13 protein-coding genes are annotated in these 15,189 nt (G+C 73.3%); 3 read left to right on the forward strand and 10 right to left on the reverse strand.

The genetic code is table 11. From position 1 onward, the window contains the following. Positions 1-47: 47 nt before the first annotated feature. The 5 genes from ABT160_RS06240 to ABT160_RS06260 form a co-directional block, all read right to left on the reverse strand. Positions 48-410, reverse strand: a complete 363-nt coding sequence (locus ABT160_RS06240; RefSeq protein WP_351644213.1) for a hypothetical protein — start codon at positions 408-410, stop codon at positions 48-50. Beyond that, complete coding sequence (locus ABT160_RS06245) at positions 407-1,087, reverse strand: ABC transporter ATP-binding protein (protein ID WP_351644216.1); 681 nt, start codon at positions 1,085-1,087, stop codon at positions 407-409. Before ABT160_RS06245 ends, ABT160_RS06240 begins: the two co-directional genes overlap by 4 nt. After that, positions 1,084-1,608: a PadR family transcriptional regulator gene (locus ABT160_RS06250; RefSeq protein ID WP_351644218.1), complete on the reverse strand. Its 525-nt coding sequence runs from the start codon at positions 1,606-1,608 to the stop codon at positions 1,084-1,086. Before ABT160_RS06250 ends, ABT160_RS06245 begins: the two co-directional genes overlap by 4 nt. Before the next feature lie 97 nt (positions 1,609-1,705). Beyond that, complete coding sequence (locus ABT160_RS06255) at positions 1,706-1,912, reverse strand: type II toxin-antitoxin system antitoxin (protein WP_351644220.1); 207 nt, start codon at positions 1,910-1,912, stop codon at positions 1,706-1,708. Then, entirely contained in the window at positions 1,909-2,841 is a 933-nt protein-coding gene (locus tag ABT160_RS06260; RefSeq protein WP_351644222.1) for an SPFH domain-containing protein, read from the reverse strand. The genes ABT160_RS06255 and ABT160_RS06260 overlap by 4 nt, the downstream gene beginning before the upstream one ends. A 305-nt stretch (positions 2,842-3,146) precedes the next feature. Here ABT160_RS06260 and ABT160_RS06265 point away from each other — a divergent pair, with 305 nt between their 5' ends. Beyond that, positions 3,147-5,459: a transglycosylase domain-containing protein gene (locus ABT160_RS06265; protein WP_351644225.1), complete on the forward strand. Its 2,313-nt coding sequence runs from the start codon at positions 3,147-3,149 to the stop codon at positions 5,457-5,459. A 114-nt stretch (positions 5,460-5,573) separates the two neighbouring features. On the opposite strand, the gene ABT160_RS06270 is transcribed toward ABT160_RS06265, so the two are convergent. The 3 genes from ABT160_RS06270 to ABT160_RS06280 all read right to left on the reverse strand — a co-directional run bounded on the left by ABT160_RS06270 (position 5,574) and on the right by ABT160_RS06280 (position 9,940). Beyond that, positions 5,574-7,475, reverse strand: coding sequence for a SpoIIE family protein phosphatase (locus ABT160_RS06270; RefSeq protein ID WP_351644227.1), 1,902 nt, complete (start codon positions 7,473-7,475; stop codon positions 5,574-5,576). Positions 7,476-7,772: 297 nt separating this feature from the next. After that, on the reverse strand, positions 7,773-8,450 hold the full coding sequence (gene fomD / locus ABT160_RS06275; RefSeq protein ID WP_351644229.1) for a cytidylyl-2-hydroxypropylphosphonate hydrolase: 678 nt from the start codon (positions 8,448-8,450) through the stop codon (positions 7,773-7,775). 95 nt (positions 8,451-8,545) lie between these two features. Beyond that, positions 8,546-9,940 carry a class II fumarate hydratase gene (locus ABT160_RS06280; protein WP_351644232.1) on the reverse strand — a complete coding sequence of 465 codons (1,395 nt, stop codon included), beginning with the start codon at positions 9,938-9,940 and terminating at the stop codon, positions 8,546-8,548. A gap of 108 nt (positions 9,941-10,048) precedes the next feature. Between ABT160_RS06280 and ABT160_RS06285 the strand changes: the two genes are divergently transcribed. Next, complete coding sequence (locus tag ABT160_RS06285; protein ID WP_351644234.1) at positions 10,049-11,572, forward strand: ricin-type beta-trefoil lectin domain protein; 1,524 nt, start codon at positions 10,049-10,051, stop codon at positions 11,570-11,572. A 90-nt stretch (positions 11,573-11,662) separates the two neighbouring features. Then, positions 11,663-12,619: a trypsin-like serine peptidase gene (locus ABT160_RS06290; RefSeq protein ID WP_351644236.1), complete on the forward strand. Its 957-nt coding sequence runs from the start codon at positions 11,663-11,665 to the stop codon at positions 12,617-12,619. Here the strand turns inward: ABT160_RS06290 and ABT160_RS06295 are convergent. Both ABT160_RS06295 and ABT160_RS06300 read right to left on the reverse strand, forming a co-directional pair. Further along, the gene (locus tag ABT160_RS06295) at positions 12,559-14,025 is read right to left on the reverse strand and encodes a hypothetical protein (RefSeq protein WP_351644239.1); all 1,467 of its coding nucleotides are present in this window, start codon (positions 14,023-14,025) and stop codon (positions 12,559-12,561) included. The genes ABT160_RS06290 and ABT160_RS06295 overlap by 61 nt on opposite strands. Positions 14,026-14,032: 7 nt before the next feature. Beyond that, positions 14,033-15,181, reverse strand: coding sequence for a hypothetical protein (locus ABT160_RS06300; protein ID WP_351644242.1), 1,149 nt, complete (start codon positions 15,179-15,181; stop codon positions 14,033-14,035). Positions 15,182-15,189: the final 8 nt, after the last annotated feature.

The raw sequence follows: 15,189 nt of genomic DNA on the forward strand, positions 1-15,189 counted from the left end.
TGGGGCCCCCGGGCCCCCCGCGGCGGCCGCGCCGCCCCGGGCCTCGCTTACCTGGGGGGGGGGGGGGGGGGGGGCGCCGGGCGGGGGGGGGGGGGGGGGGGGGCCCCCGCGGCGCCCACCACGGTGCCGTTGACCGTCTCGCCGCGGAACACCGTGTGCGCCTCGACGTAGCGGAAGGAGTGGTCCGAGCGCGGGGCCTCGTCGCCGCCGGTGTAGACGGCGCGGGCGTCGGTGCGGTCGCCGCGGTGCTGCTGGATCTGCGGCACCGAGGCGGCGACGAGCAGCACGGCGATGCCCAGGCCCGCGCCGAGCGCGGTGAGCAGGGTCCTGGTCCAGCCCTGGCGGCCGCCGGTCACGGCGAACCGGGCGCCCATCGACAGGTCGCGGGCCCAGGTGTTCAGCCGGTTCACGCCACGCCCGCCAGGTCGCGCACCGTACCGTCGCGCACCACGATCTCGCGGTCCGAGTAGGCGGCCACCCGCGCCTCGTGGGTGACCAGCACGACGGCCGCGCTGGTGTCCCGGGCCGCGTCCATCAGCAGCCGCATCACGCGCTCGCCGTTGAGCGAGTCCAGGGCGCCGGTGGGCTCGTCGGCGAAGACCACGCGCGGCTCGGTGACCAGGGCGCGGGCCACCGCGACGCGCTGGCCCTGGCCGCCGGAGACCTCGCCGGGCCGCTGGCGCGAGACGTCGTCGACCTCCAGGCGCTCCAGCCACTCCTTGGCCCTGCGCTCGGCCGGGCGGCGGCGCATGCCGTTCATCCGCAGCGGCAGCGCCACGTTCTCGGCGCAGGTCAGCTCGGGCACCAGCTGGCCGAACTGGAAGATGAAGCCGAAGTCGGTGCGGCGCAGCGAGCTGCGCTCGTGGTCGCCCATCGCCGACAGCTCGCGGCCGTCGTAGTCGATGCGCCCGGCGTCCGGGCGGACGATCCCGGCCATGCAGTGCAGCAGCGTGGACTTGCCGGAGCCCGAGGGGCCCATCACGGCGACGACCTCGCCCGCGCGTATGGAGAACGAGGCGCCGTTCAGCGCGGGCGTGTGCCCGTACGCCTTCTCGACGCCGGTCGCGCTCAGCAGCGGCCCGCTCACTTCGCCACCGCCCTGGCCAGGTCGTCCAGACGGGCCGCGGTCAGCTCCAGCCAGCGCAGGTCCGCCTCCAGGTGGAACAGCGCGTGGTCGCAGATGAGCTGGTCGGCCAGGTCGCCGGTCTGCTTGCGCTGGGTGAGCTCGCGCATCAGGCGCAGGTGCTCGGAGCGCTGGGTGTCCAGGAGTTCGGCGGCGCTGCGCCCGGTCAGCAGGGCGAGGACGACCTTGGTGTAGAGCGTGGACTGGAGGTACGGCTCCGGCTTCTCGGGCGCCCGCAGCCACTGCTCGACGTCGGTGACCCCGGCCTCGGTGATCGCGTACCGCTTGCGCTCGGGGCCGCCCCCGGCCTCCACCCCGTCGACCTCGACGAGCCCGTTCTTCAGCAGCCGGGACATGGTCGAGTAGACCTGCCCGTAGTGCAGGGGCCGGTCGTGCCCGAATTTCTCGTCGAAGGAGCGCTTGAGGTCGTAACCGTGGCGCGGGCCGGACTCGAGCAGGCCGAGGAGGGTGTGACCAATGGACATGCGCCCCACTGTACACGCGGTGTATAGCTGTACCGGTGGTACGGGGAGCGGGCCCCGGGAGCCCCAGGATCCCGCTCCCCGTACCGCGCCGTCCGCCCTACTCCGCCTTCGGCGGGCGCCCCCGCCGGGGGATCGGGCCGGTGCCGCCCGGCAGCCGGCCTGCGTCCGCGAGGGCCTTGCGCAGCAGGAACTCGATCTGGGCGTTGGCGCTGCGCAGGTCGTCGCCCGCCCAGCGCGCCAGCGCCTCGTACACCGCCGGGTCCAGCCGGAGCAGTACCTGCTTGCGCTCCTTGCGCTCGGTCACTGGTACAGCGTGCCCGTGTTCACGACCGGCTGGGCCGCGCGGTCACCGCAGAGCACGACCAACAGGTTGGACACCATCGCCGCCTTCCGTTCCGGGTCGAGCTCGACGACGTCCCGCTCCTCCAGCCGGACCAGCGCCGCCTCGACCATGCCGACCGCGCCGTCCACGATCTGCCGCCGCGCCGCCACGACCGCACCGGCCTGCTGGCGCTGGAGCATCGCGGAGGCGATCTCGGGAGCGTACGCGAGGTGCGTGAAGCGGGACTCGATGATCCGCACGCCGGCCGCCTTCACGCGGGCGTGCAGCTCCACCGCGAGCTTCTCGGTGATCTCCTCGGCGTTGCCGCGCAGCGAGAGGCCGTCCTCCTCGTGCGCGTCGTAGGGGTACTCGATCGCGATGTGCCGCACCGCCGCCTCGGTCTGGGTGGAGACGAACACCTGGAAGTCGTCCACGGCGAACATCGCCTGCGCGGTGTCCTCCACCTTCCACACCACCACGGCCGCCAGCTCGATCGGGTTGCCGTAGGCGTCGTTGACCTTCAGGACGGCCGTCTCGTGGTTGCGCACCCGGGTGGAGATCTTCGTGCGCGAGGTGAAGGGGTTCACCCAGCGCAGGCCGTCGGTGCGCACCGTGCCCCGGTAGCGGCCGAAGAGCTGGACCACCCGGGCCTCGCCCGGGGCCACCATGTTCAGCCCGCCCAGGGCGAACAGGGTGCCGACGCCCAGCAGGACGCCGACGACGACCAGGGCCGGGTTGCCGCCCGTGGCGCCGGTCACCACGAGGGCGACGCCGCCCGCGAGGCCCGCCAGGCCGAGCACCAGGGTCAGGGCGCCGCCCACGCTGCGCGCGGCGAATTCGCGGACCTCCGGATCGGGCATCACGGGCACGTCCGGGTCGGTCCGGTGGGCGTCGTGGCTGGTGGTGGGCATGAGGGCTCCCCGTTCCGCTCCGCGGCGGCCGGTTCGCCGCCGTCTCCACGACTCTAGCAAAGTGATATCACTTTTTTGAACGCGGCAACCCTCGGCCCTTTTCATGAGTCGGTTCCCTGAGAGACACACGAGTCGGTTCCCTGAGGGACGGGTGCTGATTCTCACGTCCGGAAAAGACCGGATCGGTTGTCCTTTGTCTGTACGGGCGGTGTTAGCTTGCTGAGCCGATCAGAGGGCGAGCACCAGCCGAAGGAAGCCGGACGACGGGTCCGGCGGACACACAGCGAGAGCGGAGCGGCGAAGAGATGGGTCGAGCGGACGACCGACGCGCCCGGCAGGGCGGGTCCCGCCGGGCGAAGAAGGACGGCGGAGGCATACGCCGCTTCTTCACCTGGAAGAAGCTGCTCGGCACCTTCTTCGTCTGCGCCCTGCTGGGCATGGGCGGCCTGTACGTCCTCTACCTGGTCACGCCCGTGCCCGAGGCCAACGCCCAGGCGCAGCTGGAGAGCAACGTCTACAAGTGGTCCGACGGCACCGTGCTCGCGCGCAGCGGCAAGGTGAACCGCGAGATCGTCGGCCTGGACAAGATCCCGCTGGAGGTCCAGCACACCTTCGTCGCCGCGGAGAACAAGACCTTCTACGACGACAGCGGCGTCGACGTGAAGGGCACCGCGCGCGGCGTCTGGAACACCCTCTCGGGCAAGGGCAAGCAGGGTGGCTCCACCATCACCCAGCAGTACGTCAAGAACTTCTACCTGAACCAGGACCAGACGGTCACCCGCAAGCTCAAGGAGCTGGTGATCTCGCTGAAGCTCGACAACGAGAGCAGCAAGCCCGAGATCCTGGCCGGGTACATCAACACCAGCTACTACGGCCGCGGCGCCTACGGCATCCAGGCCGCCGCCCAGGCGTACTACGGCGTCGACGCCGCCAAGCTCAGCGTCGCGCAGGGCGCGTACCTCGCCTCGCTGCTCCAGGCCCCCAGCCAGTACGACTGGGCCGTCGCCTCGGAGACCGGCAAGAAGCTGGTGACCGCCCGCTGGAACTACACGCTCGACAACATGGTCGAGATGAAGTGGCTGGACCCCGCCAAGCGCAAGGCGCTCACCAAGTTCCCGGTGCCGCACGCCCCGAAGGCCGCCCCCGGCATGGAGGGCCAGACCGGCTACCTGGTCGAGGCCGCCAACGAGGAGCTGGTCCGCTCCGGCGTCAGCGAGGAGCAGCTCAAGGCCGGCGGCTGGACCGTCACCCTGTCGATCGACAAGAAGCGCCAGGGCGACCTCACCAAGTCGGTCGAGGAGCAGCTGGAGAAGCGGCTGGACCGCAAGGGCGACAAGAAGGCCGCGACCGTGCAGGCGGGCGCCACCTCGGTCGACCCCAAGACCGGCCAGATCGTCGCCATGTACGGCGGCATCGGCGCCACCAAGCACTGGATCTCCAACGCCACGCGCCGCGACTACCAGCCCGCCTCGACCTTCAAGCCGGTCGTGTTCGCCTCCGCCCTGGAGAACGGCTCCAAGACGCAGGGCGGCGACAGGATCGGCCTGTCGACGATCTACGACGGCACCAGCAAGCGCCCGGTCGTCGGCAGCGACACCCCGTTCAACCCGGAGAACGAGGACGACGTCAGCTACGGCGACATCAACGTCCAGAAGGCCACCAACAAGTCGGTCAACTCGGTCTTCGCGCAGATGATCGTGGACGTCGGCCCGGACAAGGTGAAGGACACCGCGCTCAAGATGGGCATGCACGACGGCAAGGGCTGGCCCGAGCGGCCCGCCATGTCGCTGGGCACCATGGGCGCCTCGACCGTGGACATGGCCGGGGTGTACGCGACCCTCGACAACCACGGCAAGCTGGTCACCCCGACGATCGTGAAGAAGGCCGAGCACCGCTCCCGCGCGTACGCGCCCAAGCCGGCGATCGGCGGCCAGGTGCTCAACCGCGAGGTCGCCGACACGGTGACCAAGGCCATGCAGGGCGTCGTCACCTCCGGCTCGGCCACCAAGGCCGCCGGTGACTACCAGGCGGCGGGCAAGACCGGCACCTCCGAGAACAACCGCTCGGCCTGGTTCGCCGGCTACACCCCGGAACTGGTCACGGCCGTCGCCCTGTTCGGCGAGAAGCCGGACGGCACCGGCCAGGTCACCCTGTTCGACACCGTCGACAAGGGCCGCCGCGCCAACGGCGGCGGGGTGCCCGCGCAGATCTGGCAGCAGTACACCACCGGCGCGCTCGACGGCGGCTCCGACGCCGAGTTCGACCTGGAGGGCGTGGAGTCCGTGAACCCGGACCCGCAGCCGTCCACGTCCAACAGCCCCTCCCAGAAGCCCTCCCGCTCCACCGAGCCGGAGGACAAGGAGAGCGAGAAGCCGGAGGACAAGCCGAGCGGCAAGCCCAGCGGCAAGCCGAGCAACAGCAAGCCGCCGGTCGACCCGACCGACGGCGGCACCGGCACCGGGGGCCCGACCGACGGCGGTACGGGCGACGACGGCGGGACCGGGAACGACGGCGGCACGGGCCATGACGGCGGCACCGGGAACGACGGCGGAACCGGCGACAACGGCGGGACCGACGGCACCACCGGCGGCAAACCGAAACCGCCGCCCCAGCCCTGACGGCCTGAGCCCGACGGCCCGCGGCACGACGTGAAGTGAAGGTGGCCGGACCCCGCACGGGGTCCGGCCACCTTCACGTGCGCGTGCGCCGGACGCGGACCGGCGGCCCGGAGGTCAGGCGCGGGTCGGCAGCTCGAACCAGACGACCTTGCCGGTGGAGAGCCGGGTGGCGCCCCAGCGCCGGGCCAGCCGGTTGACCAGGAACAGCCCCCGGCCGCCCTCGTCGGTCTCCCGCGCCCTGCGCTGGCGCGGCAGCTGCGGGGAGTCGTCACCCACCTCACAGCGCAGCACGTCCGTACGCAGCAGCCGCAGCGTCACCGGCCGCTCCGCGTACCGCACCGCATTGGTCACCACCTCGCTCACCAGCAGCTCCACCGAGTCCGAGAGCTCCTCCAGGTCCCAGCGCGCCAGCGCCCGCCGCGCCAGGCGCCGGGCCCGGCCCGGCGCCGCGTCCTCCGGCTCCAGGAACCAGTACGCCACGTCACTGGGCGCGATCCCGTCGAACCGGGCCGCCAGCAGCGCGATGTCGTCGTCCCGGTCCCCGGGCCCCAGCATGTCCAGCACGTCGTCGCACAACGCCTCGAGCGGCGGCGAATGGTCCGGACCGGTCAGCTGCGCCGTCGCCGCGAGGCGCTCCCGCAGCTGCTCTATCCCCGTCCACACGTCCCGCAGCCGCGACTCCACCAGACCGTCGGTGTACAGCAGCAGCGTCGCCCCGGCCGGCGCGTCCAGCTCCACGGCCTCGAAGTCCACCCCGCCCACCCCGATCGGCGCGCCCGGCGGCACCCGCAGCACCTCCGCACGCCCGCCCAGGTGCAGCAGTATCGGCGGCGGATGCCCCGCGTTGGCGATCGTGATCCGGTGCGACACCGGGTCGTACACCGCGTACAAGCACGTCGCCATCCGGTCCTGGCCCAGCCGCTGCGCCTGCTCGTCCAGGTGGTGCAGCACCTCCTGCGGCGGCAGGTCGAGGCCCGCCAGGGTCTGCGCGGTGGTGCGCAGCTGGCCCATGATGGCGGCCGAGGTCATGGAGTGGCCCATCACGTCGCCCACCACCAGCGCCACCCGGCTGCCCGGCAGCGGGATCGCGTCGTACCAGTCCCCGCCCACCCGGGCCGTCTCGGCGGCCGGCAGGTAGCGCGAGGCCAGCCGCACGCCCGTCGGCTGCGGCAGCGAGTCGGGCAGCATGGTGCGCTGGAGCTCGTCGGCGATGTACGCCTCGCGGCCGTACAGCACCGCCTTGTCGATGCCCAGCGCGGTGTGCGTCGCCAACTGGGCGGCCACCAGGAGGTCGTTGGCCTCGAAGGCGGGCCGGTCGGTGCGCCGCAGGAAGACCGCCGCGCCGATCACCCGGCGCCGCCCGCGCAGCGGGGCCAGGATCGCGCGGTGCCCGCCCGGGACGGCGCGCTCCTCGCCGAGCAGCTCCGGCAGCGCCGCGCGGGCCGCCGCCGAGTCGCCGAAGACCGGGCGCACCCCGCGCAGCACCTCCGCCAGCGCCCCGCCGGCGCGGACCTCGCACAGTTCGGCGGCGGGCAGCACCTCGGCCTCCGCGTGGCTGAGCAGCAGCGGACCCGCCAGGCCCGAGCCGTCGGTGTCGTCCTCGCTCAGGCGCAGCCGGTCGGTGCGGCGCAGCCGCAGCACGAACGGGGACACCGGGCGCTCGTCGCCCACCGGGAGCGGGTCGCGCAGGTACACCAGGATCACGTCGGAGAACGTCGGCACGGTGGCCCGGCACAGCCCCAGCACGATCTCGTCCAGGTCTATCCCGCGGGCGATGCGCCGGGTGGCGGCGCCCACGAACCGCAGCCGGTCGCCCTCGCGCCGGGCGATCCCGGTGGGGTCCTGCTGGGGCGGCAGCGCGCCGGGTCCTGACCGGGGCGCGGCGGGTCCCGCGGGCGGCGTGAGCGCCGGGGCGACGGCCGACGGCGCGGCCGTCTCCCGCCGCGGCCGGGTGCGTTCCAGAGACCGGTCAGCCAGGGGCTGGCGGCCTTCGTGGGAGGTGGGGTGCTCCGTCACGCGTGAGGTTCCGTCCGTCCGGGCCGGTTGTGCGGTGCAATCGCTTCGTCATCCCGTATACCCGCTGCGCGGGCGGCCGTGACAGGGGAGTGCGGATCCGGGCGGACGTCCGTCACCGGTCCACCCCCCTCGTAGTTGACTAGCGGTCAGGTCCTGCTCGGCGCCCACCCGTTGGTGCGCCGCGGCCGTGCGGAGGACGATCCTACGTTTGCACCCCGGGGGCGCATCAAGGGTCTCACGGCCGGGGGCCGCCGCACCGGGTGACCGCCGCCGCCGTGCGGGCCGCCGGCCGGGGCGTCAGCCGGCCAGCCCGACGGCCGTGCGGTCCCAGTCGACGGGCAGCGCCGGCACGGTCCAGCGCGGGTCGGGGCGCCAGTCCTCCCAGCCGTCGCGGAACGGGCTGCCCCAGGCGCGTACGACGTCGAGGGCGGCCCGCCCGGCCTCCCGCACCCGCCCGGCCTGCTCGGGGCCGAGCAGCCCGGCGCGCTGCGCCTGGGCGAACTCGTCCTCGTCGCGCCAGGTCCAGCTGTGGTCCGGATAGACCGAGATGTCCAGGAAGTGGTCCTCGGAGTCCACGCCGCCGGCCCAACGGGTGCGCGGCTCCTCCAGGTTGACGTACCAGCTGCGGAAGGACCAGCCGCGCTCCCAGAACAGCCACACCGACCAGGGCTCGCCGGGCCGGGCCAGCTTGAGCACCCCGGTGCCGAACCAGGTCGAGCGGGCCGTGGTGCGGGCGGCCGTGTAGCGGGTGGCCAGCGGCTCCTCGTGGACCTGGGTGCCGTCGGCCATCACGGGCTTGACGCACTCGGTGCCGGGGGCCAGCCAGACGGCGAGCAGGTCGGGGGTGTCCCGGACGACGGTCACCGGGCGGGCGATGTGCACCCGGCCGTCGCCGCCGTTGGCCCGGTAGCGCCACAGGACGGGGGTCCCGGGGGCCCACTCCGTCGTCGCCTCGCTCGTCGTCTCCGCTGTCATGCGCAGATCTTAGGCGCGCGCCCGGCGCACCGCCGTGACGGAGAGCACGACGTGCGCCGGGCGCGCGCGGTGCTCCCCGTCACGTGCCCGGCTGCTCAGGGCCGGGTCATCCGCAGGACGTCCAGGGCCTCGTCGAGCTGCTCCAGGGTCAGCAGTCCACGCTCCACGTAGCCGTCCTCCAGCACGACCTCACGGATGGTCCGGCGCTGCGCAAGGGACTTCTTGGCCACCTTCGCGGCCTCCTCGTACCCGAGGTACTTGTTCAGCGGGGTGACCACCGAGGGGGAGGACTCGGCGTACTCGCGGGCGCGCTCGGCGTTGGCGGTGATCCCGTCGACCGTGCGGTCGGCGAGCAGGCGCGCGGCGTTGGCGAGCAGGCGTACGGACTCCAGCAGGTTCTTCGCCATCACCGGGAGCATCACGTTCAGCTCGAAGTTGCCCGCCGCGCCGGCCGTCGCGACCGTCAGGTCGTTCCCGGCGACCTGGGCGGCGACCATCAGCACGGCCTCCGGGATCACCGGGTTGACCTTGCCCGGCATGATCGAGGAGCCGGGCTGGAGGTCGGGCAGGTTGATCTCGGCGAGGCCGGTGCGCGGCCCGGAGGCCATCCAGCGCAGGTCGTTGGAGATCTTCGTCAGCGAGCCGGCGATCGTGCGCAGCTGTCCGCTGGTCTCCACCAGGCCGTCGCGCGCGCCCTGGGCCTCGAAGTGGTCGCGGGCCTCGGTCAGCGGCAGCCCGGTGGTGCGGGCCACCTCGGCGATCACGGCGGCGGAGAAGCCGGGCGGGGTGTTGATGCCGGTGCCCACGGCGGTGCCCCCGAGGGGGAGTTCGGCGAGCCGGGGGAGCGAGGCGCGCAGCCGCTCGGCGCCGTACCGCACCTGGGCCGCGTAGCCGCCGAACTCCTGGCCCAGGGTGACGGGCGTGGCGTCCATCAGGTGCGTACGGCCCGACTTGACGACCTCCGCGAACTCGGCCGACTTGCGCTCCAGGGCGGCGGCCAGGTGCTCCAGGGCGGGCACCAGGTCGCCGGTGACGGCGGCGGTCGCGGCGACGTGGATGGAGGAGGGGAAGACGTCGTTGGAGCTCTGCGAGGCGTTGACGTGGTCGTTGGGGTGCACCTCGCGGCCCAGCCGCTCGGTGGCCAGGGTGGCGATCACCTCGTTGGCGTTCATGTTGGAGGAGGTGCCCGAGCCGGTCTGGAAGACGTCGACGGGGAAGTGGTCGTCCCAGCGGCCTTCGGCGACCTCGCCGGCCGCCTCCCTGACCGCGTCCGCGAGGTCCGCGTCGAGCACCCCGAGCTCCGCGTTGACCGTGGCCGCGGCGGCCTTGATCCGGGCCAGTGCCTCGATGTGGGCGCGCTCCAGGCGCTGCCCGCTGATCGGGAAGTTCTCCACCGCCCGCTGGGTCTGGGCCCGCCACTTGGCGTCGGCGGGGACGCGCACCTCGCCCATGGAGTCGTGCTCGACCCGGTACTCACTCGTGTCAGTCATCGTCTTCGGACCTCCTGAAAAAGTTGAGCACTTGTCTTGTTCTGCCTATTCCCAAAGCCTCGTACCGGCCAGTAAAAACCGTGGGTAACCCCACTTCCAGGAGGCGCAATGGAGCGCACCAGGCACAGACTCCGTCGTACGCTGGCCGGCTTCGCCGCCACCGCCGCCGCCCTCGGCGGGCTCACCGCCGTCACCCCCGCGGCCCGGGCCGCCGCGCCCGCACCGGCCGCGGCCACCGCCCTGTCGCCCGAGCTCGAGGCGATCCGCGCCGCCGAGGCCACCAAGCTGTACGGCGACCCCGCCGTGCGCCCGATGGCCGACCGCAAGACCGGCCTCATCTCCCTGGGCGACAGCGAGATATCCGGCGAGGGAGTCGGCACGTACGAGTCGCCGACCAACGGCCCGACCAACTGGTGCCACCGCTCGCCCGACTCCGCCATCCACCGCACCGGCATCCCCGCGGACCTCACCTTCAACGTCGCCTGCTCCGGCGCGTACACCGGGAACATCAGGATCGGCGGCTCCAAGCAGTACGCCGACGAACTGGTGCAGAGCGACAGCCTCGCCATCAAGGCCCGCAACACCCGCATCAAGATGGTGCTGCTGGTCGCCGGGGCCAACGACGACCTCCAGTTCGGCCCGGTCATGACCGACTGCGTCACCCGCTACCTCACCCTCCAGGGCCCCTGCGAGCCCAAGTACGCGGGCGGCTGGCAGGCCCGCGTCGACGCCCTGGTGCCCAAGGTCGAGCAGACCGTGCGCGACCTGCGGACCGTGATGAGCGACGCCGGGTACGCCAACGGCGACTACAAGCTGGTGCTGATGGGCTACCCGAGCCCGATCGGCCCCGACTTCAAGGACAACCCGTCCTTCCCCGGCAAGCTCGCCTGCGGCGGCCTTGGCTACGACTCCGACACCGTGTGGGGCCGCAACACCGCGGTGCCCGCCTTCGAGCGCGGCATGCGCAAGGCCGCCCAGGAGACCGGCGCCGCCTACCTGGACAACTCCCGGCTCTTCCACGGCCACGAGGTCTGCATGGAGGACACCTGGGCGCGCGGCCTGTACATCGACCTGTCCAAGCCCGGCACACCGGACGAGAACTCGGTGCGCCAGTCCTTCCACCCCAACGCCCGCGGCCACGCCGCCTTCGCCTCCTGCCTGACCCAGCTGTACGACTCGGGGCTGGGGGAGGCCGGTTGCGCGGACGTCAACTCCTCCGGCACGCCCACGCTGTTCCCGCTCGCCTGGGACGACGCCTACCGCCCGCTCACCAACGCGGCCACCGGCACCTGCGTCGACGTCTCCGCGGCCACCTCCGCCAACGGCACCGCGGTGCTCGGCTGGGACTGCCACGGCGGGCGCAACCAGGGCTGGTGGTACGACTCCGCCCGCAGGACGCTGCACACCCAGCTGACCCAGGACCGCTGCCTGGACGTGCCCGGCGCCAAGTACCAGGCGGGCGCCGCGCTGATCGTGTGGAACTGCTCGGGCGCCGCCAACCAGCGGTTCCTGCGCCAGGACGGCACCCTGCGCCCGGCCGCCGCCACCGGCCTGTGCGCCACCCTGGCCGCGGCCAAGGACCCGCTGCGCCTCCAGCCCTGCGACGGCTCCGCCCGGCAGCGCTTCGCGTAGCGGGCCCGTCCACCGCGTCACCGCACGTCACGCACCCGAAAGGCCGCGCCCGGACTGCCGTCCGGTGCGCGGCCGCCTAGCTTCGGCGGTATGCAGATACCCGCACTCGCGCTGGCCGCCGCGGCGCTCTCCGCCGCCCTCCTCCCCACGGGCCCGGCCACGCCCGCCGCCTCGCTCGCGGCGCCGCCCGCGGCCCCCTCCGCCGCCGTCGCCCCCACCGCCGCCGACCAGGCCGCGGTGCGCGCGTACTGGACCCCGCGGCGGATGCGCGAGGCCGTCGAGGAGAGCGGGGGGCCGCTCTTCGAGGGGACGCCCGACGGGCGGCCCTGGCGCGGCGACCCGGGCGCGGTGCGGGGGATCGGGCGGCTGTTCATGGTGCTGCCCGACGACCGCAAGGCCACCTGCACCGCCGCCGTGGTCAGCGCCCCCAGCAAGGACGTCGTCGCCACCGCCGGCCACTGCGTGCACCTGAAGGCGGTCGGCGGCTTCATGAAGGCCCTGATGTTCGTCCCCGGCTTCGAGGACGGCAGGGCGCCCTACGGGCAGTACCCGGCCACCGCGGTGGGCATCGCCCCCGAGTGGGCCGCGCGCGAGGACCACGGGGCCGACTACGCGTTCCTGGGCCTGGCCGGGGACGAGCGGGGGCGGCACGTGCAGGACGTGGTCGGCGGGCGCCCGGCCGCCTTCGGCCCCGTACCGGGCCCCAAGACCGCGCTCGGCTACCCGTTCGCGCCCCCGTACGACGGCCGCACCCTGCAGTTCTGCGCGGGCGCCACCACCGCGGTGGCCGACCCGCGGATGCCCGGCGGCGAGCAGCTGCGGCCCTGCCGGATGACCAACGGCGCCAGCGGCGGCCCCTGGTACGCGCAGACCGCGTCCGGCGCGACCGTCCAGGCCGGGGTGACCAGCTCCCGGCCCGGGACGGCCGACTACGCGGACGCGGCCTGGGGCGCGATGTTCGACGGGCGGGCCCGCCGGCTGTACGACTACGTGGCGAAGACGCCGACCGTGAAGGCGAAGAAGAGCCCGATCAGCACCGGCCAGTAGAGGATCGTGGGCAGCAGGTTGTCCCGCCACTCCAGGGCGGGGATCTTCGCCTCGGAGCCGATGATGATGGCGTTGGCGAAGATGCCCATGATCACGATGTACTGGGAGATCGCGAAGAACTCCATGTAGGTGAGCGAGGTGTCGCCCGCGATCTCCCGGATCTGCGTCTGGTCCACCACCACCACGAGCAGCAGCGACACCGCGAACGAGATGGCCGTCCAGGTGGAGAAGCCGAACCGGGGGTTGCGGCGGTCGTCCTTGGTGTACACGAAGAGCGCCAGGAACATGATGGCCGAGATGAAGAACGACTGGAGCAGCTTGCCGGTCAGCGGCCCCGCGTAGCTGCGCGCGATGCCGACGTTGAAGTAGAGCTCGGGCGCCGAGAGGAACTTCCCGGTGTACGGCGTGACGCCGTACGTCATCGTGTAGTCGTGCTCCCCGTAGCTGTACCCGGTGTAGTACGGGGACCAGCCGGTGGAGACGATGTCCTGGTCCAGGCCCAGGGTGTCGTACCGCCAGGGCGGGTACGACGCGAAGTCCGGCACCAGCACCTCGTTCTCGAAGGCGCTCACCGTCCACATCCGCAGCCAGATGTTCTGCTTGTCCAGCGGGTACTTGGCGTAGCTGAAGTGCTGACGGAGCGTCAGGTTGAAGTGCCAGCCGCGCAGTTCCTGGCCCTCGGTGGTCTTCGTCTTGTAGACCTCGGTCATCTCGTAGCCGTCGGGTGCCTCCGGGAAGGTCACGCCCTTGCTGGTCTCCGGGACCCCCGGCTCGTACCGCTGCCAGACGTACCCGTTGACCTCCACCTCCTGCGGGTCGGAGAACTTCGCGCCCTGGATGAACAGCCCGGTCGGCAGCTGCCGCAGCTTCACCCCCGGCAGCTTCTTGTCCAGGTACTTCTGCGTCTGGCCCTGGCTGGTCAGCGGCGTGCCCACCATGGTGTCCAGGACCTTGTCCTTGGCGACGACCTGCCAGACGGCCACCGTGCCCACGCAGAAGACCACCGTCGCGGCCACCGCCATCAGCGCGCAGCGCCGCGCGGTGCGCAGGAAGGGCCGCAGCACCGCGGCCGACAGGAAGAGCGCGAACAGCACCGCGCTGACCACCAGCGGCGGCCAGCCGCTGCGCTGGGTGTGGCCGTGGTGGACGCTGCCGTCGGCGTAGTAGCGCACCGCGAAGACCGTCGTGGCGAGCGCGGAGAGGACGAGCAGGACCAGGTTCGCCCGCTCCCAGTTGCGCGCCCAGCGGGGCTGCGGACCGGCGGGACCGCGGTGCCCGGCGCCGCCCCCGCCCCCGTCACCGCCGGGCGGCCCGGGCGGCTCGGCGGGCGTCTCGACGGGCGGCTCGGGCGGCCTCAGGGCCTCCGGGGTCACGGGCGGCGGGGGAGTCGGCTCGGGCTGGGTCATCGGCCGATCACTCCGCCAGGCGGCCGGTCAGGTCCCGCGCCTCGCACTCCGCGAGCCCCCGCACGTCCAGCGCGACCAGCTGCTCCAGGGTGAGGCCGGTCAGCGCGTCCAGGCCCTCGCAGGCCGCGCGCCCCACCGGTCCGCCCGCCGGCGCGGGCGTGCCGGTCGGCTCGAACCGCCCGGCGGGCGGCGGCGGTACGGGGGAGGGCGAGGCCGACGACGGCCGCGGGAGACCGGGCACCGGCGCGTCGGCGGGCGCCGCGGCCGGGGGCTGGGCGGCCGGGGGCTGGGCGGGCGCCTGCGGCTGGACCGGGAACCACGGGTTCATCGCGGCGGGCGTCGCGGCCGGGCTCTGCGCCGGGGTGGCGGCCGGGGGCGCGTCCTTCTCGGTGGCCGACGGGGACGCGGAGGGGGAGGCGCTGGGGGAGGTGGTGGGCGAGGCGGACGGCTGCTTGGTCCACTCCTTCGGCCACTCGAACCTGGGCAGCGGGAACGGAAGGAACTGCTGCGCGATGCTGAAGCCGAGGCCGAAGAAGATGTCGGCGGCCAGGAACGACAGGTGCACCATCGTGGTGGCCGCGGTGTACATGAACTTCGCGATGTCCTGCTTCCGGCCCGCCTCCACCAGGTCCCGGTTGTCCGCCTTCAGCAGGGCGACCGTGGTGCCGATGTCCCGCCCGGCCGCCTTCGCCCGGGCCAGCGAGCCGCCGGGGATGATCGCGAGCAGGTTGTCCAGGCTGGCGTCGGCCTCCACGCGCGCCTTCTCCAGGCGCCCGCCGTCGTCCTCCCCGCCGACCACCATGGCCGCGAGCTCGGCGGTCTGCCCGGCGGCCCCGCCGAACTTGCCGACGTAGCGGAACCCGGAGGCCATCCGCTCGCGGTTGCGGAAGGGGTCGTCCTTCATGGTCAGCGGCTTGGACGGCGAGGTGCTGGGGGAGGGGGAGGTGCTCGGCGACGGGCTGGTGCTGGTGCCCGCCGGCGGTACCGGCTCGGGCGCCGGGCCCCACGGCCAGCCGGGCGCCGGTGACGGGGAGGAGGGCGCGGAGGAAGGGGGTGGCGAGGGGTCCTTGCCGGCGGCCGCCGCCACCGGCCCGAAGGCGAGCGCGCCGCACAGGGCGGTGCTGACTGCGGCGACGAGCGCCTTCTTCCTGAGCATGGCCCGGG

This window comes from Streptomyces sp. NPDC001941 (assembly GCF_040296945.1).
GTDB lineage: Bacteria > Actinomycetota > Actinomycetes > Streptomycetales > Streptomycetaceae > Streptomyces.